The sequence below is a fragment of the Rubritepida flocculans DSM 14296 genome (genome assembly GCF_000425365.1).
GTDB classification, from domain to species: Bacteria; Pseudomonadota; Alphaproteobacteria; order Acetobacterales; family Acetobacteraceae; genus Roseococcus; species Roseococcus flocculans.
The window spans coordinates 51,959-71,479 of sequence record NZ_AUDH01000013.1 but is presented as its reverse complement, the minus strand read 5'-3'; the positions used below and the strand labels follow the sequence as shown (position 1 = coordinate 71,479).

Annotated in this window: 18 protein-coding genes and 1 pseudogene; 4 read left to right on the top strand and 15 right to left on the bottom strand. The window is 73.6% G+C overall.

What is annotated here, in order from left to right:
* Positions 1–49: 49 nt before the first annotated feature.
* The 4 genes from tilS to H596_RS0112270 form a co-directional block, all read right to left on the bottom strand.
* Positions 50–1,276, bottom strand: coding sequence for a tRNA lysidine(34) synthetase TilS (tilS, locus tag H596_RS21355; protein WP_051212902.1), 1,227 nt, complete (start codon positions 1,274–1,276; stop codon positions 50–52).
* A gap of 142 nt (positions 1,277–1,418) precedes the next feature.
* Positions 1,419–3,197 carry a putative bifunctional diguanylate cyclase/phosphodiesterase gene (locus H596_RS21350; protein WP_169579870.1) on the bottom strand — a complete coding sequence of 593 codons (1,779 nt, stop codon included), beginning with the start codon at positions 3,195–3,197 and terminating at the stop codon, positions 1,419–1,421.
* A gap of 160 nt (positions 3,198–3,357) precedes the next feature.
* Positions 3,358–4,095 (bottom strand): VIT1/CCC1 transporter family protein, encoded by a 738-nt coding sequence (locus H596_RS21345; protein WP_051212898.1) that lies wholly within the window; start codon positions 4,093–4,095, stop codon positions 3,358–3,360.
* 45 nt (positions 4,096–4,140) lie between these two features.
* Positions 4,141–4,329, bottom strand: coding sequence for a DUF4169 family protein (locus tag H596_RS0112270; protein WP_027285145.1), 189 nt, complete (start codon positions 4,327–4,329; stop codon positions 4,141–4,143).
* A 37-nt stretch (positions 4,330–4,366) separates the two neighbouring features.
* Between H596_RS0112270 and H596_RS0112265 the strand changes: the two genes are divergently transcribed.
* Positions 4,367–5,029 carry a dienelactone hydrolase family protein gene (locus H596_RS0112265; RefSeq protein ID WP_027285144.1) on the top strand — a complete coding sequence of 221 codons (663 nt, stop codon included), beginning with the start codon at positions 4,367–4,369 and terminating at the stop codon, positions 5,027–5,029.
* A gap of 7 nt (positions 5,030–5,036) precedes the next feature.
* Here the strand turns inward: H596_RS0112265 and H596_RS0112260 are convergent, their stop codons facing one another.
* Genes H596_RS0112260 through H596_RS0112240 form a run of 5 tightly spaced genes read right to left on the bottom strand, consistent with a single transcriptional unit; the run spans position 5,037 to position 9,357 of the window.
* On the bottom strand, positions 5,037–6,224 hold the full coding sequence (locus tag H596_RS0112260; RefSeq protein ID WP_027285143.1) for a M20 aminoacylase family protein: 1,188 nt from the start codon (positions 6,222–6,224) through the stop codon (positions 5,037–5,039).
* Positions 6,221–6,427 (bottom strand): DUF2783 domain-containing protein, encoded by a 207-nt coding sequence (locus H596_RS0112255; RefSeq protein ID WP_027285142.1) that lies wholly within the window; start codon positions 6,425–6,427, stop codon positions 6,221–6,223. Before H596_RS0112255 ends, H596_RS0112260 begins: the two co-directional genes overlap by 4 nt.
* Complete coding sequence (locus tag H596_RS0112250; protein WP_027285141.1) at positions 6,424–7,974, bottom strand: FAD-dependent oxidoreductase; 1,551 nt, start codon at positions 7,972–7,974, stop codon at positions 6,424–6,426. The genes H596_RS0112255 and H596_RS0112250 overlap by 4 nt, the downstream gene beginning before the upstream one ends.
* A complete protein-coding gene (locus tag H596_RS21340) occupies positions 7,974–8,948 on the bottom strand; it encodes an MBL fold metallo-hydrolase (RefSeq protein ID WP_037301177.1) in 975 nt (324 codons plus the stop codon). The genes H596_RS0112250 and H596_RS21340 overlap by 1 nt, the downstream gene beginning before the upstream one ends.
* Positions 8,949–8,988: 40 nt before the next feature.
* On the bottom strand, positions 8,989–9,357 hold the full coding sequence (locus H596_RS0112240) for a hypothetical protein (protein WP_027285140.1): 369 nt from the start codon (positions 9,355–9,357) through the stop codon (positions 8,989–8,991).
* A gap of 39 nt (positions 9,358–9,396) precedes the next feature.
* Here H596_RS0112240 and H596_RS0112235 point away from each other — a divergent pair, with 39 nt between their 5' ends.
* Both H596_RS0112235 and metH read left to right on the top strand, forming a co-directional pair.
* Positions 9,397–10,335, top strand: coding sequence for an ArsR/SmtB family transcription factor (locus H596_RS0112235; protein ID WP_027285139.1), 939 nt, complete (start codon positions 9,397–9,399; stop codon positions 10,333–10,335).
* A gap of 24 nt (positions 10,336–10,359) precedes the next feature.
* Positions 10,360–13,854, top strand: a complete 3,495-nt coding sequence (gene metH / locus H596_RS0112230; protein ID WP_027285138.1) for a methionine synthase — start codon at positions 10,360–10,362, stop codon at positions 13,852–13,854.
* A gap of 142 nt (positions 13,855–13,996) precedes the next feature.
* On the opposite strand, the gene H596_RS0112225 is transcribed toward metH, so the two are convergent.
* On the bottom strand, positions 13,997–14,434 hold the full coding sequence (locus H596_RS0112225) for a DUF3775 domain-containing protein (RefSeq protein ID WP_051212897.1): 438 nt from the start codon (positions 14,432–14,434) through the stop codon (positions 13,997–13,999).
* 43 nt (positions 14,435–14,477) lie between these two features.
* On the opposite strand from H596_RS0112225, the gene H596_RS22970 reads away from it, so the two are divergent.
* Positions 14,478–15,605 carry an FkbM family methyltransferase gene (locus tag H596_RS22970; RefSeq protein WP_051212895.1) on the top strand — a complete coding sequence of 376 codons (1,128 nt, stop codon included), beginning with the start codon at positions 14,478–14,480 and terminating at the stop codon, positions 15,603–15,605.
* Here H596_RS22970 and H596_RS24860 read toward each other — a convergent pair whose 3' ends face one another.
* The 5 genes and pseudogenes from H596_RS24860 to H596_RS0112195 all read right to left on the bottom strand — a co-directional run bounded on the left by H596_RS24860 (position 15,606) and on the right by H596_RS0112195 (position 19,517).
* Positions 15,606–15,857 carry an aldo/keto reductase gene (locus tag H596_RS24860; RefSeq protein WP_027285136.1) on the bottom strand — a complete coding sequence of 84 codons (252 nt, stop codon included), beginning with the start codon at positions 15,855–15,857 and terminating at the stop codon, positions 15,606–15,608.
* A gap of 64 nt (positions 15,858–15,921) precedes the next feature.
* Positions 15,922–16,368 (bottom strand): annotated as a pseudogene (locus tag H596_RS24855) (aldo/keto reductase); the annotation flags it as partial.
* Positions 16,369–16,430: 62 nt separating this feature from the next.
* Positions 16,431–17,465, bottom strand: coding sequence for a WD40 repeat domain-containing protein (locus H596_RS0112205; RefSeq protein WP_027285134.1), 1,035 nt, complete (start codon positions 17,463–17,465; stop codon positions 16,431–16,433).
* Positions 17,462–18,439, bottom strand: a complete 978-nt coding sequence (locus H596_RS0112200; RefSeq protein WP_027285133.1) for a CobW family GTP-binding protein — start codon at positions 18,437–18,439, stop codon at positions 17,462–17,464. The genes H596_RS0112205 and H596_RS0112200 overlap by 4 nt, the downstream gene beginning before the upstream one ends.
* 67 nt (positions 18,440–18,506) lie before the next feature.
* On the bottom strand, positions 18,507–19,517 hold the full coding sequence (locus H596_RS0112195) for a cytochrome d ubiquinol oxidase subunit II (protein ID WP_027285132.1): 1,011 nt from the start codon (positions 19,515–19,517) through the stop codon (positions 18,507–18,509).
* Between the last annotated feature and the right edge of the window lie 4 nt (positions 19,518–19,521).

Here is a 19,521-nt window from a genome sequence, read left to right as displayed (position 1 = left end):
GGGCGGAGAGAATGCCCCTGCCGGAAATGAACTGGCCCGATCCTTCCGATCAGCCGTCCAGCAGGGGGCCGCCCCGGGGCGCGAAGCGCAACGGAAACCGCGCTGCTGCTTCCGTTCCAGGATAGGCGAGATGCGGGACCGCCGCCAGCATTCCATCCCGCGCATGTCTCAGCGCCGGCAGGGCGGCCAGCGCGGCGGCGGGCAGATGGCGGTGGCGGGCGCGCAGCCGCGCGGCCTCCGCCGCGCCCAGCGGGCCGATGAGAAGCCCCTCCGCCGCGGCGAGGAGGCGGAAGCGCCCGTCCCACAGCGCGCCGGGCGTGGCGGGGCAGGGCGGGGAGGGCGCCTCGCGCACCACCCAGCCGGAGGCGAGCAGCCGCGCCCCGCCCAGCGTGCCCTGGCCGCGCGCCAGCAGCGCCGCCGCCCGCGCCTCGGCCGGCGCATGCGCCCGCCCCGCCACCACGCGCAGCACCCGCCCGAGGAGGGCGGCGGCAGTGGCGTCCCTGCCCAGCGCGGCGAGGTCGAGCCGCGCGCAGCCCTCGGGCAGCAGGCGCAGGCAGGCGGCGGCCCGGGCGGCCAGCGCCGCCTCCTCGCGCGCGCGCCGGGCGGCGAAGGCGGGGGCGGCGGCTTCCGCGCCCTCCGCGCCGCCCGCGGCGCGCAGCCGGGCCCGGGCGAAGCGCGGATCGGCGTTGGAGGGATCCTCCACCCAGAGGAGCCCCGCGGCGCGGCAGCTTGCCTCCAGCCGGGCCCGCGGGATGCCGAGCAGCGGGCGCAGCACCAGCGCCTCCGGCGCGACCGCAAGCGGCGCCATGCCCGCGAGCCCGCGCGGGCCGGAGCCGGCGAGGGCGCGCATCACAACCGTCTCCGCCTGATCCCCCGCGTGATGGCCGAGCAGCAGATGCGGCGCGCCGAACTCCCGGCAGGCGGCGAGCAGCGCGGCGCGGCGCGCCAGCCGCGCGCGGGCCTGCAGGGCGGGGCCGGGGGCGAGGCGGAGGCGGCGCAGCGCCACCCGCAACCCGGCCCCGCGCAGCCGCTCGGCCACCTGCTCGGCCTCGGCCGCGCTTTCCGGCCGCAGCCCGTGGTCGCAGATGACGGCGATGGTCCGCCCCCCGGACCAGCGATGCGCGAGCCAGGCGAGGGCGAGGGAATCCGCGCCCCCCGAACAGCCCACCACCAGCGGAGGGACCAGCGGCGCGAAGGGGGCCATCAGGGCGGCGAACTCGGCCTCGGAAAGAGGGCTCGCGAAGGGGGGCGCAGGGGCGGGGCGGGGCGCGCTCATCCGGGGCGGGAGCCTAGAGCGCGATCCGCGAAGGCGGAATCGCCGCAGCGGTGAATCGCCCTCTCGACAAAGGCGGGAGCATGATCCGTGATGTTGAAATCATAGTCCAGCGCGTCGCCCCGGGCCGCGGGAATCCGCGGCGTCAGGCGCGCACGCGCTGCGCCCCTGGTGCGGGCAGGGCGAGGCTGGGCGGCACCAGCAGCTCGGGCGCCATGGGCCGGGCGACCAGCCAGCCCTGCATCACATGGCAGCCGGCCCGGCGCAGGGCGAAGGCCTGGGCCTCCGTCTCCACCCCCTCGCCCACCACCTCGATGCCCATGCCGCGCGCCAGCGAGATGGTGGCGCGCAGCACGGCCAGCGCCTTCGCATCCTCCGGCAGGCCGGCGACGATGGAGCGGTCGAGCTTCAGGCGCTGCACCGGCAGGCGCACCACATGCGGCAGCCCGGAATGGCCGCCGCCGAAATCGTCCAGCGCCAGCGGCACGCCCACCTCGCGCAGGGCCTGCAGCGTCTTCTGCACGCCGGGCAGGTCGCGGATGGCGAGATCCTCGGGGATTTCGATCTCGAGCCGCTCGGGCGCCACGCCGGCGCGGGCGAGGGCCTGCGCGACCTCGCCGGCGAAGCCCGGATCGTGCAGGCTGGAGACCGAGATGTTGATGGCCAGCGTGGCCGGCGCGTCGGGCCGGTCGCCCCATTCGGCCAGCAGGGCCACGGCGCGCTGCAGCACGAAGCGGTCCAGCCGCTGGATCACGCCGCCTTCGTTCGCGGCGGGCAGGATTTCGCCCGGCGGCACCCAGCGGCCCAGCCGGCTGGACTTCCAGCGGATCAGCGCCTCGGCCCCCACCATGACCTGGCGCTCCATGTCCTGCTGGGGCTGGAGGTGGATTTCCAGCTCGCCCCGCTCCAGCGCCTCCACGAAGGCCTCGCGCAGCGCGGCGCGCTGCTCGTGCCGCTCGCGCATCTGCGGCTCGAAGAGGCAGACGGCGTTGCGCCCGTTCGCCTTCGCCTCGTGCAGGGCGAGCTCGGCGGCGCGCAGCAGGGCCGGGCCATCCCGCCCATCCCTGGGCGCGGTGGCGATGCCGATGCTGGCGGAGATGGAGAGGTCGAGCCCGTCGAGCCGCAGCGGCGGGCGCAGGGCGGAGCGCACCCGTCCGGCGAGCGGCAGGGCGCTCTCGGGCCCCGCCTCGAAGGCGAGGACGGCGAACTCGTCGGCGCCCAGGCGGCAGACCATGTCGCTGGGCCGCACCGCGCCGCGCAGCCGCTCCGCCGCCTCGCGCAGCAGCCTGTCCCCCACCACATGGCCGAAACGCTCATTGGCCGAGCGGAAATGGTCGAGGTCGAGCAGCAGCAGAAGGCCGCCCGAGGCGGCGCCGGCCAGCGCGCCCAGCGCGCAGCCGAAGGCCTCCCGGTTGGCGAGGCCGGTCAGCGCGTCATGCTCCGTCAGATGCTCGACCCGCGCCTGGGCGCGGCGCAGCGGCGTCACGTCCAGCACGCTGAGAAGCCGGCCCGCGCCGCCCTCGGCCGGCCAGGGCGTGGCCGCGACCTGAAGGCGCAGCGCCTCCCGCCCGTCGGCCCCGGGCAGCACGGCCTCGCGCTCCTCGCCCGGGGCGATGTCGAAGGGCCCGTCGCCGCCATTGCGCTGCAGCCCGCTCTGCCGCAGCCCGGCGGGCGCCCGGCCGCCGAACAGGGCGCGCAGCCGGCTGTTGGCGAAGACCGTGCTCCCCGCCGCGTCGAGCTGCCAGATGCCCACGGGGGCGTGTTCCAGCAGGCCGCGCATGGCGAGCTCGGACTCGGTGGCCGCGCGCACCGCCGTGCAGGAGGGGCAGGCGCGCTTGGCGATCCGCGCCAGGCTTCCGGCATAGGCCGCGGCCATGGCCAGCGCGAAAAAGGCCGCGGCCCAGACGGCGGGAAGCCCCGCCACGGGCGAGGCCAGCAGGGCCAGGGCCGCCAGGAGGCCGAAGGCTTTTGCCAGGGCCAGGCAAGCGGGAGGAGACGCCAGGATTTTCTGCATCGGTCTGCCTTTCGGCGACCGAGCCTGACGTGCGAGCTTTAAGAAAGCCTTGACCGCGCCCGAATCCGCGTCACGGCGCGAAGCCGGCCAGCGCCAGACCCGCCAGCGCCGCCGCTGCGCCGAGCGCGAGGCTGCGCACCGCACCCCCCGCCGGCACCTGCCCCTCGGCGCGGCCCAGCAGGAAGCCCGCCCCGCCCATCACCAGCGCGGCGGCCAGCACAGGCCCCCCCCAGCCCAGAGCCGGCCAGAGCGCGAGCGGCAGCAGCACCAGCGCCCCCCCCAGCAGCGCGCCGAGGGCGAGCACCGCCGCCTCGCGGCCCGCATGGGCGGGCTGCGGCTCGATCAGGTCCAGCTCGAAGCGCATCATGAAATCCACCCAGCGGCGGCGGTCGGCGGCGATGGCCTCCACCGCGCGGGCCAGGATGTCCCCGCGCAGCCCGTAGCGGTGCAGCACCGCGGCCACCTCCCAGCGCTCGCGCTCGGGGTAGAGATGCGTCTCCTCCTCCTCGCGCCGCTTCTCGGCCGCGTAGCGCTCGGCCGCGCCGAGCGCGGCGAAATAGCGCCCGAGCCCGAGCAGCACCGCCCCCGCCGCGGTGGCCGCCAGCCCGCCCGCGAGCGCGAGCCCGGCGGGTGCGCCCAGCGCCAGCAGCGCCACCGCCAGCGCCAGCGCCGGGATCGGCCCCTGCGCGAGCCCGGTGAGGAAGGGCACCTCGGTGGCGCGCAGCAGCGGGTGCTGCTCGCCTTCCGGGGGCCCGGGCGGGGCGGGGGGCAAACCGTCGCGGTAGGGATGGGGCGCGGGCTGGTCCATGGACGCAGAGTAGCCTGTCGCGGCGCGGGGCGGAATCGCCGCCGCTCAGCCCTCCGGCGCGTCGTCGCGCTTCGCCTGGTCGAGCCGCCGGCCTTGCCGGGCGGCCTCCTCGGCCTCGCGCGCCTTCTCGGCCTTGGTGCGGCCATGCGCGGCGCGGTTGGCGGCGGCCTCGGCCGCGCGCCGCGCCCTCTCGCGCGCCTTGACCCACTTCCTCAGGTTCACGACCTCGCCCATGCTCGCAATCCTACAGGAAGCACAGGGGGTTCCGCCAATGGAGATCACGCTCACCGCCGCCGACGGCCACACGCTCTCCGCCTGGACCGCCGGCCCGCGCGAGGCGGCGCGGGCGCTGGTGGTGGTGCAGGAGATCTTCGGCGTGAACCGGCACATGCGCCGCGTGGCGCAGTCCTTCGCCGAGGCCGGCTACGCCGTGATCCTGCCCGCCCTGTTCGACCGCGTGGAGCGCGGGGTGGAGCTCGGCTACACGGACGAGGACGTGGCGCGCGGCCGCGCCCTGCGCGGCCAGGTGGACGAGCACAAGACGCTGCTCGACATCCTCGCCGCCGCGGCCGCCCTGCCGGCGGGGGCGAAGCGCGGGATCGTGGGGTATTGCTGGGGCGGCACGGTGGCCTGGCACGGGGCCACGCGCTCCTCCGCCTTCTCGGCCGCGGTGGGCTGGTATGGCGGGGGCATCGCCGCGGCGCGCCAGGAGGCGCCGCGCTGCCCCGCCCAGCTCCATTTCGGCGAGACGGACGCCTCCATCCCGATGAGCGATGTGGAGGCCATCCGCGCCGCGCGCCCGGAGGTGGAGGTCTTCGTCTATCCCGGCGCGGGCCATGGCTTCGGCTGCGAGGAGCGCGGCAGCCATGTCCCGGCCGACGCGGCGCTGGCGCAGCGGCGCACGCTCGAGTTCTTCGCCCGCCACCTGGGCTGAACAGCACTCACCCCGCGCGCGGCATCTTGCGCTCCACCACCGCCGCCAGAACCCCCGCGCCATAGGGGATGGCGCGGTCGTCGAAGTCGAAGCGGGGGTGGTGCACCTCCGCGCTGTCGCCATTGCCGGTGACGATGTAGGCGCCGGGGCAGCGTTCCAGCATGAAGGCGAAATCCTCGCCGCCCATCACGGCGGGGAAATCGCGGTGGACATGGCCCTCGCCCACCAGGGCCGCGGCGGCGTCGCCCAGCGCCGCGGCCTCCATCGCGTCGTTCACGAGCGGCGTGGTGATCACCCGGAAATCGAGCACGGCGCTGCCGCCGAGCCCCGCCGCCACCCCTTCGGAAATGGCGCGCATGCGGTTCTCCACCAGCGCCATGATCTCGTTGGAGAAGGCGCGCACCGTGCCGCCGAGCCGCACCTCGTTCGGAATCACGTTGTAGGCCTGGCCCGCGTCGAAGCGGGTGACGCTGAGCACCGCGCGCTCGATGGCGGGGACGTTGCGCGCCACCACCGACTGCAGCGCCTGCACGATGGCCGCCCCCATCACCACCGGGTCGTTGGTCGCCTCGGGGCGCGCGCCATGGCCGCCCTTGCCCGTCACCTGGATGTCGAAGAAGGCGACGCCCGCCATCATCGGGCCGGGGCGCAGGCCGAACTCGCCGACCGGCAGGCCCGGGCGGTTGTGGATGCCGAACACGGCATCGCAGGGGAAGCGGGCGAACAGCCCGTCCTCCAGCATGGCGAGCGCGCCGCCCGCGCCCTCCTCGCCCGGCTGGAAGATCAGGTGCACCGTGCCGTCGAAGTTGCGCGTCCGGGCGAGATACTTCGCCGCGGCGAGCAGCATGGTGGTGTGCCCGTCATGGCCGCAGGCGTGCATGCGGCCGGGATGGGTGCTGGCATGGGCGAAGCCGTTGGCCTCCTGCATGGGCAGCGCGTCCATGTCGGCGCGTAGGCCGATGCGCGGGCCGTCGTTGCGGCCCTCGGCCGCGCGCCCGCCGCGGATCACGCCCACCACCCCGGTGCGGCCCACCCCTTCATGCACCTCGACGCCCCATTCGCGCAGCTTCGCGGCGACGAGGGCGGCGGTGCGGTGCTCCTCCAGGCCCAGCTCGGGATGGGCGTGGATGTCCCGGCGGATGGCGGTGAACTCCTCCTGCCAGGCGGCGATGGTCTCGATGGGGCTGCTGCTCATGCCTCCTCTTCGCCCGCGCGGCGCGCGAGCGCAATGGCCTCGGCCAGCACCTCGGCGTCGCCGATGTGGTTGGCGAGGATGAGCACGAGCCGCGCGTCCAGCGCGCGGGAGGCGGCCTCGTCCAGCCCGCGGTGCGCCTCCATCACCAGGGCGTAGAAGCCGTCGGGATCGGGAAGGCGGGGTTCGGTGGAGAGGGTGCTCATCGGGCGAGGGCCTTGGCGTGCAGCGCGGCCAGCGCCGCGCGGTCGGCGGCCGGGGCGCGGCCGGCGAGGATCTGGTCGGGGCGGAACAGCGCCGCCTCGCCGGGTGCGAGGCCGAGCCGCGCGGCGGCCAGCCCCGAATGGTCGTGCAGCGTGCCCGGGCGCGGGGTGTCGGCGAGCATCAGCGCGGTGACGCCGGGCAGGGCGGGCGGCGTGGCCTCGCGCGCGATCAGGGTGAAGCGCCCGTCATGGCCGATGTGGCGCAGCAGCCACTCCGCCTGCCCCTCGCGCAGCACGGGCGCGTCGGGCGCCGCCACCTGGCCCGACCAGGGGCGCGAGAGCCGGCCCGAGTTGACCAGCGGCCGGGCGAAGGCGTGGCGGCGGGCGAGCTGCAGCACCGCCTCGCGCCAGGCGCGGGCGGCGGGGTTCTTCGGCGTGATGAAATCCGTGCTGCGGGTGGAGTTCAGGATGTTCTCGTCGGCTGCGGGGATGCGCTCGGCCTCATAGCCCTCGAGCAGCGCCTCGCCCGCCTCGCCGGTCAGCACGGCGGCGAGGCGCCAGGCGAGATTGTCCGCGTCCTGCACCCCGCCATTGCCGCCGCGCGCGCCGAAGGGCGAGACCTGGTGCGCGGCGTCGCCCAGGAAGAGGGTGCGGCCGTGGCGGAACCGCTCCATCCGCCGGCATCTGAAGGTGTAGACGCTGACCCATTCCAGCTCGAAGGGGATCTTCGGCCCCAGCATGGCGGCCACGCGCGCGCGCACCCGGGCGGGATCCTTCTCCGCCTCCGGATCGGCCTCCCAGCCGAGCTGGAAATCGATGCGCGACACATCGTCGGGCTGTTTGTGCAGCAGCACGGACTGGCCGGGGTGGAAGGGCGGGTCGAACCAGAACCAGCGTTCCGTCGGGAAATCCGCCTGCATCACCACGTCCGCGATGAGGAAGCGGTCGCGGAACACCTGCCCGACGAAGGGCAGGCCGAGGGATTCGCGCAGGAAGCTGCGCGCGCCGTCGCAGGCGAGCAGCCATTCCGCGTGCAGCGTGTAGGCGCCCTGCGGCGTCTCGACGGCGAGGCGCGCGCCGTCCGGGCGGTTCTCGATGCCGGTGACCTTGTGCCGCCAGCGCAGATCCACCCGGCCCGTGGCCGCGCAGGCCTCCACCAGCCAGGCCTCGGCGTAATACTGCTGGAGGTTCACGAAGGCCGGGTATTCGTGCCCCTGCTCGGGCAGCAGGTCGAAGGCGTAGGCCTCGCGCTCGCCGTGGAAGACGCGGCCGCGGTTCCAGGTGACGCCCTTCTCCAGGAACCTCGCGCCGAGGCCGAGCCGGCCGTAGATCTCCAGCGTGCGCTTGGCGAAGCAGATGGCGCGGCTGCCGGTGGAGACGGTGTCGTCCTCGTCCAGCAGCACCACATCCACGCCGCGCCGCGCGAGGTCGAGCGCGACCGTGAGGCCCACGAGCCCGCCGCCCGCCACCACCAGGCGCGCCGCCTCCTCGCCGCCCGGATGGCGCGGCGGGGGCGAGGCGTAGCGCGGGGGCGCGAAGCGGGCCGCCATCAATGCGCTTCGGCGCTCTTCATCGGCGCGCCCTGCTCCAGCGCGCGCCACATCTCGAGGTCGCGCTCGGCGGTCCAGATGCGCGGATGCGCGATCCCGCTCGCCTCGTCGAAGGCGCGGCTGACGTTGAAGGGCATGCAGTGCTCGAAGATCACCCAATGCCCGTATTTGGGGCGCAGCGCGGCCATCGCCTCGTCGTAGAGCTGCTTCAGCGTCCAGCCCTTCGCGACCGCGCGCTGCGCCAGCGCGAAGAGGTCGGTCACGTAGCTCTCCGTCTGGTGCAGCGCCTCGGCCACATCCTGCGGGTTGAGCAGCGCCGCGCCGCGGCCGGGCACCAGCTTCTCCGGGTTCAGCGCGCGGATGGCGGCCAGCGTGGCGGGCCAGTCGGCGAAATGCGCGTCGCCGCAATAGGGGGTGGCGCCGAACTCCACCGTGTCTCCGGCGAAGAGCACGCGCTCCTTGGGCAGCCAGACCACCGTGTCGCCCGCCGTGTGGCTGCGGCCGATGTGGATCACCTGCGCCTCGCGCTCGCCGAGCCAGAGCGTCATGCGCCGCTCGAATGTGTGGGTGGGCCAGGTGAGGCCGGGGATGGTCTCGCGCCCGCGGAACAGGCGCGGGAAGCGGCCGATCTCACTGTCCATGTCCTGGGCTCCGCGCTCGACGATCAGCGCGCGGGTGGCCTCCGAGCAGAGGATCGAATGGGCCGGGTAGCCGGAGGCGCCGAGCACCCGCACGGCGTGGTAGTGCGTCAGCACCACCTGCTTCACCGGCAGCGGCGTGACGGTGGCGATGCGCGCCTGCACGTCGCGCGCCATCAGCGGCGTGGCCTGGGCGTCCACCACCACCACGCCCTCGGGGCCCAGGATGACGCCGGAGTTGGGATCGCCCTCGGCGGTGTAGGCGTAGAGCCCGGGGCCGAGCTCGTCGAAGGAGACGCGTTTCTCGGCGAGATCCTGGGTGCTGGCGAAGCTCATGGCGGCGTCCTGGTCTTTTCCCGGGCAATGTAACGCGGGCTCAGTCCGCCCGGAACCGTGCGGCCGCCAGCGCGTCCTCCCGCAGCGCCCGGCGCAGCTCCGCGCCCACGCCCTCCTCGTCCAGCACCAGCACCCGCTCGAACCAGGGGGCGGCGCCGCGCGCGCGGGCCTGGAAGAGCCGGTCCAGCGCCTGGGCGGCCGGGCTCCTCCCCTGGCAGCAGGCGCAGGCCGCGCGATGCGCGGCCAGCCCGGGCGCGAAGGAGACGGCCGCCGCCGCGCGCGCGGGCTTGGGGGGAGGGGGGGCCGCGGTGACCAGGGCGGCCGGCTTGCCCTCGGCCAGCGCCGCCTCCACCGCCGCCATGTCGGGCAGGAGCGTGACGGGGATGCGGGCGTCCAGCGACCAGGCCATGCGCTGGACATAAGGATATGTTTATGCCATTTGCAAGCCATGGAGCCGCTGCTCACCCAACTCCGCGCCGCCGCCGAGCCGACCCGGCTGCGCCTGCTCGCCCTCTGCGCGCGCGGGGCCTTCAACGTGAGCGAGCTCTGCGCCGTGCTCGGCCAGTCCCAGCCGCGCCTTTCCCGCCACCTGAAGCTGCTGCACGAGGCCGGGCTGCTCGAGCGGCTGCCCGAGGGGCCGCACGTCTATTTCCAGCTCCCGGCCGGGGCCGATCTCGCCCGCGCCCTGCTGGCGCGCCTGCCGGAGGAGGACCCCCTGCTGCAGGCCGATCGCCGCCAGGCCGCGCGCATCGCCGCCGATCGCGCCCGCGCCGCCTCCGAGGCCTTCCAGCGCGAGGGGATGGAGTGGGACGAAATCCGCGCCCTCGGCCTCGACGCCGCGGCCATCGAGGCCGCGCTGCTCGCGGCGCTGCCCGAGCGGGTGGAGAGCCTGCTCGACATCGGCACCGGCACGGGCGCGCTGCTCGAGCTGGTGGCGCCGCGCGTCGGCCGGGCGCTGGGCGTGGACGCGAGCCGCGAGATGCTGGCGCTGGCGCGCGCGCGCCTGTCCGAACGCGGCCTCGCCGAGCGCTGCACGGTGCGCCTTGCCGACATGTATCGCCTGCCGCTGCCCGATGCGCGCTTCGACGCCGTGACGCTGCAGATGGTGCTGCACTACGCCGAGGACCCGGCCGCGGCGCTGGCCGAGGCCGCGCGGGTGCTGCGCCCAGGGGGCGCGCTGCTCGTGCTCGACCTCGCCCCGCATGACCGCGCCGAGGTGATGCGCCGCTTCGCCCATCGCTGGCCCGGCTTCGACGACGCCGCCATCGCCGGCTGGCTGGGCGCGGCCGGCTGCGCCGCGCCCCGGCCCGCCGACATCCCCGGGCCGCTCGCCGTGCGCCTCTGGCGCGCGGAGAAGCTGCCCGCCCGGCTCCTCGCCGACGCCTGACACGCCGCCACCAGGAAGAAGAACATGGCCCGACCGCATCTCCTCGAGGTTCTGCGCGACCGCGTGCTGCTCTGCGACGGCGGCATGGGCGCGCGCGTGCAGGCGATGGACCTCGATGTGGCGCGCGATTTCTGGGACAAGGAGAACTGCACCGAGGTGCTCAACCTCTCGCGCCCCGACATCGTGCGCGAGATCCATCGCAGCTATTTCGAGGCCGGCGCCGACATGGTGCTGACCAACACCTTCGGCGGCAGCCCCGTGACGCTGGAGGAGTTCGAGCTCGGCCACCGCGCCTTCGAGATCAACAAGCTCGCCGTCGGCCTCGCGCGCGAGGCCGCCGAGAGCTTCGCCGACGGCCGCCACCGCTGGGTGGTGGGCGACATCGGGCCGGGCACCAAGCTGCCCTCGCTCGGCCACATCTCCTACGACGCGCTGGAGGCGGCGCTGACCGAGCAGTGCCGCGGCCTCATCGCCGGCGGGGCGGACGCGCTGCTGACCGAGACGAACCAGGACACGCTCTACATCAAGGCCGCGGTGAACGCCGCCAAGGCCGCGAAGGCCGAGGCCAAGAGCGACATCCCCATCTTCGTGCAGGTGACGGTGGAGACGACCGGCACGCTGCTGGTGGGCCCCGACATCGCCGCCGCGGCGGCGGTGGTGCACGCGCTGGACGTGCCGCTCCTCGGCCTCAACTGCGCGACGGGGCCGCAGGAGATGGCCGAGCACATCCGCTGGCTCTCGCAGAACTGGCCCGGGCTGCTCAGCGTGCAGCCCAATGCCGGGCTGCCGGAGCTGGTGGACGGCAGGACGCACTACCCGCTCTCGCCCGAGGAGATGGCGGTGTGGATGGAGCGCTTCGTCGTCGAGGACGGGTTCAACCTCATCGGCGGCTGCTGCGGCACCTCCACCCCGCACATCGCCGCGCTGGATGCGGTGCTGCGCAAGCTCGCGGGCGGGGCGGCGCGGCCCGCGCCGGTGCGGCGCCGCGTCCACTGGGTGCCCTCCGTCGCCTCGCTCTACAGCGCCGTGAGCCTCCGCCAGGAGAACAGCTACTTCTCGATCGGCGAGCGCTGCAACGCCAACGGCTCCAAGGCCTGGCGCGAGCGCCAGGCGGCGCACGACTGGGACGGCTGCCTCGCCATCGGGCGCGAGCAGGTGGCGGAGGGCTCGAACTCGCTCGACATCTGCACCGCCTTCGTCGGCCGCGACGAGATGGCCGAGATGTGCGAGGTGGTGAAGCGCTTCACCGCCAGCGTGAACGCGCCGCTCGTCATAGACAGCACCGAGACCCCGGTGATCGAGGCCGCGCTGAAGCTGCACGGCGGCAAGCCCATCATCAACTCGATCAACTTCGAGGAGGGCGAGGGCGCCGCGCATGACCGCATGGTGCTGGCGCGGAAATTCGGCGCCGCCGTCATCGCGCTCACCATCGACGAGCAGGGCATGGCCAAGACCGCCGAGGACAAGCTGCGCATCGCCCGCCGCCTCGTGGACTTCGCCTGCAACCGCCATGGTTTGCCGCAGTCAGACCTGCTGATCGACCCGCTGACCTTCACCATCGCCACCGGCAACGAGGACGACCGGAAACTGGGGCTGTGGACGCTCGAGGGCATCCGGATGATTCGGGAGGAGTTTCCGGACATCCAGATCATCCTCGGCCTGTCGAACATCTCCTTCGGCCTCAACCCGGCGGCGCGGCACGTGCTCAACTCCGTCTTCCTCGACCACGCGGTGAAGGCCGGCATGACGGGGGCGATCGTGCACGTCTCCAAGATCAAGCCGCTCCATCAGATCCCGCCCGAGGAGGTGCAGGTGATGGAGGATCTGATCTTCGACCGCCGCCGCGAGGGCTACGACCCGCTGCAGAAGGTCCTGGAGATGTTCGCCGGCCGCAAGGCCGCCGACGCCGCGGCGAAGAAGAAGGCCGAGACGGTCGAGGAGCGCCTCAGGGACCGCATCGTGGACGGCGACCGCAAGGGGCTGGAGGAGGAGCTGGCGGACGCGCTGGCCAAGGGGCTCACGCCGCTCGCGATCATCAACGACATCCTGCTCGACGGCATGAAGGTGGTGGGCGACCTCTTCGGCGCGGGCAAGATGCAGCTCCCCTTCGTGCTGCAGTCGGCCGAGACGATGAAGGCGGCGGTCGCCTATCTCGAACCCTTCATGGAGCGCGTGGAGGGGCAGGAGAAGGGCGTCATCGTGCTCGGCACCGTCAAGGGCGACGTGCACGACATCGGCAAGAACCTCGTGGACATCATCCTCACCAACAACGGCTACAAGGTGATCAACCTCGGCATCAAGGTGCCGCTCGCCGACATCGTGGCCGCCGCGCGCGAGCACAAGGCGCACGCCATCGGCATGTCGGGGCTGCTGGTGAAGTCCACCGTCGTGATGCGCGAGAATCTCGAGGAGATGTCGCGCATGGGCATCGAGCTGCCCGTGCTGCTGGGCGGGGCGGCGCTGACGCGCAACTATGTCGAGGAGGATTGCGTGAAGGCCTATGCCTGCGGGCGCGTGGCCTATGCGCGCGACGCCTTCGACGGCCTGCACCTGATGGACAAGGTGATGGGCAACGACTTCGACGGCTACCTCGCCGCCATCCAGGCCCGGCGCGCGGGCAAGGCGCGCAACGAGAAGCGCGTGCTGGGCGCCGCCGACCCGCGCGGCTTCGCGCCCGTGGATCTCGCCTACGCCCAGGCCCGGCGGCGGCGGCAGACGGCGGGCCTTCCCGTGCCCACGCCGCCCTTCTGGGGGCCGCGGGTGATGGAGGCCGCGCCCAAGGCCCTGGTGCCCTTCATCAACGAGCGCAGCCTCTACCAGTTCCAGTGGGGCTTCCGCAAAGCGGGCCGCAGCCTGGAGGATTTCCTCGGCTGGGCGAAGCAGGAGCTGCGCCCCGTGCTCAAGCGCATGCTGGCGCTGACCGAGGAGCAGCAGATCCTCAAGCCCCAGGCCATCTACGGCTACTGGAAATGCGCGGGGCAGGGGAACGACCTGATCCTCTTCGAGGAGGACGGCGTGACCGAGGCGGCGCGCTTCCACCTGCCGCGCCAGCCCAAGGAGGATGGCGAGTGCATCGCCGATTTCGTGCGCGACGTGGACGACGCGGAGCGCGACGTGATCGGCCTGCAGGTCGTCACCGTCGGGCAGAAGGCCTCCGACATGGCGCGCGAGTGGTTCGAGGAGAACCGCTATCAGGACTACCTCTACCTGCACGGACTCTCGGTGGAGATGGCCGAGGCGCTGGCGGAATACGTCCACAAGCGCATCCGCGCCGAGCTCGGCTTCGCGGGCGAGGACGAGCGCGACATGGAGAAGATGCTGCAACAGGGCTATCGCGGCGGCCGCTACTCCTTCGGCTACCCCGCCTGCCCGCGCCTCGAGGACCAGGCGCCGCTGCTGAAGCTGCTGGGTGCCGAGCGCATCGGCGTCTCGCTCTCCGAGGAGTGGCAGCTCCATCCGGAGCAGAGCACGAGCGCCATCGTGCTGCACCACCCGCGGGCCAAGTACTTCACGGTGTGATACGGTCGGCATGACATGCCGACCGTATCGCGCGCAGGGTTGGTGTGGCGGCTGCGCGCCAAAACAGAGGCATACCAGCGGCCGTACCGACTTCTCAGGAGTCGAAATCAGCGGCCGCTGGTATGAGGGGCCGTGGAGCGCCTCAGCGCTCCACCTCCTCCACCGCGATGCCGAAGGCGGCGAGCCCCTCGGAGAGCAGATCGCCCAGCCCGTCCATGCCGGCGAGGTAGCTCGAGGCCTCGCCGCGCGCGTTGCGCTCGGCGGCGAGCTTCAGCGCCTCCTCCCATTCCTCCGGCTCGTAGTCGCCGCGGCCGACCCAGGCGAGCGCGATGAGGGCGTTCTGCTGCTCCTCGTTCAGCTCGTCGATGTAGTCGGTCAGCATCTCCTCGGTGATCTCGTTCTCCTCGTCGTCGTCCAGCTCCTCGTCGTCCTCGGGGCGGCCGATCTCCGCCTCCTCGGCGTCCTGGACCGCATGGGCGAGGTCCACCACCGTCGCCACCACCTCGAGCGAGATGCCGAGGTCCAGCTCTTCGCCGTCTTCGTCCGTGTCTGCCATGCTCGTGCCGTCCTCGTTCGTCATGGCCGGGCGCCTGGCCCGGCAAGCGCAGGGAGCCGAAGCCAGCATGCCGATCGCCGAGCATGTGGTCGTCTGGGCCTACAGAATCATCTTAGGCCGCGAGCCCGAGAGCGCGGAAGTCGTCGCGAACTGGCAGGGGGCGGATGATCCGCGCGCCCTCGCCGCCGCCTTCCTCGCCAGCCCCGAGCACCGGGCGTTGCGCGGCCGGCCCTTCGCGCCGCGCATCGCCGCCGCGCCGGACGCCGAGGCGCTCGACGCCTGGCGGCAGCTCCGTTTCGGCGCCCGCCCGCCGCCCGATGCGCCCGCCCCGCCGGCCGAGATCGCCGCGCTGCGCGAGGGCCTACTCGCCGCCTTCCCCGAGGCGCCGCCGCCGGTGCGCCTCGGGGGGCGTGCGCTGTCGCTCTCCGCCCCGGCGGGCGATGACTACGCCCGCGCGCTGGCCGCCGAGGCCGCCGCGCAGGAGGGGCTGCTGCGCGTGACGCGCGCCCTGCTGCCCGATGGCGGGGAGGGGGCGGTGCTGCTGGATGGCGGGGCGAATCTCGGGCTCGGCGCGCTCGCCATGGGCCTCGGCGCGCCGCGCCACGCGCGGCTGCTCGCCTTCGAGCCCAATGCGGCGCTGCGCGCGCATCTCGCGCAGAACCTGGCGCGGCACGGGCTCGCGCGCGCCGAATGCCGGGCGGAGGCGCTGGGCGCCGCCCCGGGCGAGGCGGTGCTGCGCGTCCCGCGCGACAACGCCTCCGTCGCCTTCCTCGCGGGGCCCGACGCCCCGGCGCCCCATGGCTGGGCCGAGGACCAGCGCGTGCCCGTCACAACCCTCGACGCCGTGGCCGCCTCCCTGCCGCGGCTCGACCTCGTGAAGCTCGACCTCGAGGGCAGCGAGCCGGCCGCGCTGGCGGGCGGGCGCGAGGCGCTGCGCCGCTTCCGCCCGCTCGTGCAGGTGGAGTTCAATCTCTGGACGCTGATGCGCTTCGCCGACCGCAACCCCTTCCGCGTGATGGAGGAGTGGGCGGCGCTCTTCCCCCATCTCGTGGTGCTGCGCGAGGGGCGGCCGCGGGTGGTGGAGGGCCCCTTCGCGCGCTCGGACCTGGTGCACGAGGTGCTGATGTCGCCCCTCCGCTACGAGGACCTGATCCTCTGCCACGACCTCGGCTGGCTGGCGCGCTGGGAGGGGTGATCAGCCGTCCCAGTCGGGCGCGAAGGCGGGGTTCACGAAGCGGCGGTTCTTCGGCAGCGCGTCCAGCGCCGCGACATCCTCGGGCGCGAGCCGCAGCCCGAGCGCGCCCAGGTTCTCCGCCTGGCGGGCCGCGCTCGCCGCCTTGGGCACGGCCGCCACCCGCCCCTTGCCGAGCAGATAGGCGAGCGCCACCTGCGCCCCCGTCGCGCCATGGCGCGCGGCGATGGCGCGCACCGCGGGGTGGGCCGCCACCTCGCCCTTGCCGAGGGGGGGTGTAGCTCGTCAGCACCATCCCCGCCGCCTCTGTCAGCGCCAGCAGGCGCGACTGGTCGAGCATCGCGTGGTGCTCCACCTGCAGGCAGGCGAGCGGGGCGATGGCGAGGTCGAGCGCGCGGCGCAGCAGCCCGGCCGGGAAGTTGGAGACGCCCACCGCCTTGGCCCGCCCCTCCTCGCGCAGCCGCGCGAGCGCCTCCAGCACGGAAGGCAGGTCGAGCTCGGGGGAGGGCCAGTGGACGAGCAGCAGATCCACCGCATCGAGGCCGAGCCGCTCGAGGGAGGCGAGGGCGGCGGCGCGGAAGCGCGGCCCGTCGGGCTTGTCCCACCAGATCTTGGTGGTGACGAAGACCTCGCCGCGCGGCAGGCCGGCCGCGCGCAGCGCGGCCCCCACCTCCGCCTCGTTGCCGTACATCTCGGCCGTGTCGATGTGGCGGTAGCCCAGCGCCAGCGCGCCCTCCACCGCCGCCTGGCATTCCGCCCCGCGCATCGGCCAGGTGCCGAGGCCGAGGGCGGGCATGCGCAGAAGGGGCGTGTCCAGGATCATCGGCGTCACTTCTTCGAAAGGTCGAGCAGCGCGGCGAAGCCCTGCTCGGTGCCGAAGGCGAGCAGCGCGCCATTCGCGTTCCAGCCCAGCGCCGAGACCGCGCCGCGCCCCGGCGGGGCGATGGGCAGCACCCGGCCCGAGGCGATGTCGGCCAGCAGCACGAGACCGTCCTCGAAGCCCGCGGCCACCATCTCGTGCTGCGGATGGCAGGCGACCCGGGTGCAGAGCACGGAATCCCCGCCCGCAAGCTCGGTGGGCGCCTTGCCCATCGGCCCGCCCCCGAAGAAGGGCCAGAGCACCACGCTCTCCGCCCCGCTGGTGGCGAGCCAGCGGCCCTTGGCGCTGAAGGAGAGGCTGTGCGTCTTGGCCGGATAGCCGGACATGCGCATGTGCTGCCCGTCCGCGAGGCGCCAGCCATGCAGCGCGTTCTCCTGCATGGCGGTGACGACATGCGTCCCCTCGGGGTGGATCGCGATGGCGTGGTGGCTGCCCTTCCATTCCAGCAGCCGCGGCTTGTCCTCGCGCGCGGCGACGAACCAGAGCGAGGCGCCGTTGTAGTGGCTGGCCGCCACGCGCTTGCCCTTCGCGTCGAAGGCGAGGCCCGCCAAGGTGGAGGGGTGCGGCAGCGACTTCAGCGCCTGGCCCTTCGCGTCCAGCACATGCACGGCCTTGGCCACGGCCGCCGCGCGCACCCCCGATTCATGGGCCGCGACATGCTCCACCCATTTGCGGCCGAAGCCCGCCACCTCCTCCACCTGGCCGGCCGGGGTGACGCGGGCGAGGCGGCCGTCGTCGCCGCCCGTCAGCACGCCCTCGGCCACATCGGCGCAGAGGGCGAGCACCGCGCCCTTGTGCGCCTCCACCCGCAGCCAGTCGCCGGCCGGGGCGCGCGCATCCGCCACATGCACGCTGCCATCGCCGAGCCCGAAGGCGAGCGAGCGCCCCTCCCGTCCGAAGGCGAGGCCGACCACCCAGGCCCCGAGCTCCCGCGCCACGCCGCGGGAGTGCAGGAGGTAGGCGATCTCCTGGCTGGCGCTCACGCCTCCACCTGGCAGGCTTCGAAGCCGCGGCGCAGCGCGGGGCGGTTGAGGTCGCGCCCGATGAAGACGATCTTCGACCTGCGCGGCTCGCCCTCGCGCCAGGGCGAGATGAAGTCGCCGTCCGCGATCATGTGCACGGCCTGGAAGGCGAAGCGGCGGTCCTCGCCGGGATAGGCGAGGATGCCCTTGGTGCGCAGCAGGTCCTGCCCCTTGTTGGCGAGGAGCTCCGTCATCCAGGCGTTGAACTTCTCGGGGTCGATGGGGCGGGAGACCTCGAAGGAGACGCTGTTCACCTCGCTGTCGTGCTCGTGCGCGTCATCGCCGGAGAGGAACTCGGGCTCGCGCGCCAGGATGCGCTCCAGGCTGAAGGCGTCGCGGCCGATCACGCGGTCGATGGGCACGGCGGAGCGCGTCGAGCGGATCAGCTCCGCCCAGGGGTTGATGGCGCGGATCTTCGCCTCGACCGCTGCGGCCTCGGCCTCGGTGACGAGATCCATCTTGTTGAGCAGGATGAGGTCGGCGAAGGCGATCTGCTTCTCGGCTTCCCGCGAATCGTTCAGGCGCTGGGAGAGGTGCTTCGCGTCCACCACCGTCACGATGGAATCGAGCTTCGTGGCGCGCTTCACGTCCTCGTCCACGAAGAAGGTCTGCGCGACGGGGGCGGGATCGGCGAGGCCCGTGGTCTCGACGATGATGCCGTCGAAGCGCTCGCGCCGCTTCATCAGCCCCGAGAGGATGCGGATGAGGTCTCCGCGCACGGTGCAGCAGATGCAGCCGTTGTTCATCTCGAAGACTTCCTCGTCGGCGTCCACGACGAGGTCGTTGTCCACGCCGAGCTCGCCGAACTCGTTGATCACCACGGCGAATTTCCGGCCGTGGTTCTCGGTGAGGATGCGGTTGAGCAGCGTGGTCTTGCCGGCGCCGAGATAGCCGGTCAGCACGGTGACGGGGACGGGTGCGCGGGTGTCGCTCATGGGGGGAACTCCTCCCCCCAGAGATGGACCGCGCGCGGGGCCGTGAAAAGCCCCGCGCGGGGGATGATCAGTAGTAGCTGAGCGGCCGGGCCTTGCCCCCGAACACGCGCCAGATCACCACCGTGTAGAGGCCGATCACCGGCAGCACGAGCCCCGCGCCGACCAGGATGATGAGCAGGCTCTCGGGGGCGGCGGCGGCCTCGAAGATGGTCAGCCGCTCGGGCACCACATAGGGCCAGAAGGAATAGGCGAGACCCTGGAAGCACAGCGCGAAGATGGCGCAGCACGCGGCGAAGGGCACCCAGTCGAGCGCGTGGTCCGCGCGCGGGAAGCGGCGCAGGAAGATGTGCAGCAGCAGGAACAGCGCCCCCGTGGCGAGCGGGATGGGCGCGAGGCCGAGCACCTGCGGGAAGTCGAACCAGCGCTCGAAGATGCGCGGGCTGGCGAGCGGGGTGGCGGCGCTGATCACCAGCACCCCCGCCCAGGTGGCGTAGAGCGCGCCGCGCGCCCAGGCGGCCGCGCGCGCCTGCAGCGCGCCCTCGGTGCGCCAGACCAGCCAGCAGGCGCCGATCAGCGTGTAGCCCGCCACCACGATGGCGCCCACCAGGAAGGAGAAGAGCAGCGCCGCCCAGCCCTCGGCGAAGCCCAGGATGTAGCTGCCCAGCATCCAGCCCTGGCTGAAGGCGGCGAGCACCGAGCCCGCCTGGAAGGCCATGTCCCAGCGCGGCTTCTGCGCCTCGGGCGCCTTGGCGCGGAACTCGAAGGCCACCCCGCGCAGGATCAGCGCGGCCAGCATCAGCGCCACCGGCAGGTAGAGCGCGGTGAGGATCATGCCATGCGCCATCGGGAAGGCCACGAGCAGCAGCCCCACCCCCAGCACCAGCCAGGTCTCGTTCGCGTCCCAGAAGGGACCGATGGAGTGGATCATCCGGTCGCGCTCGGCCTCCTCGGGGGTGCGGCGCAGCAGCACCCCCACGCCGAGGTCGAAGCCGTCCAGCATGGCGTAGAGCAGCATGGAGAGCGCCATGAGCACGGCGAAGGCGATGGGCAGCCAGGCGCCCGGGGGCAGGGTCTCCATGGCG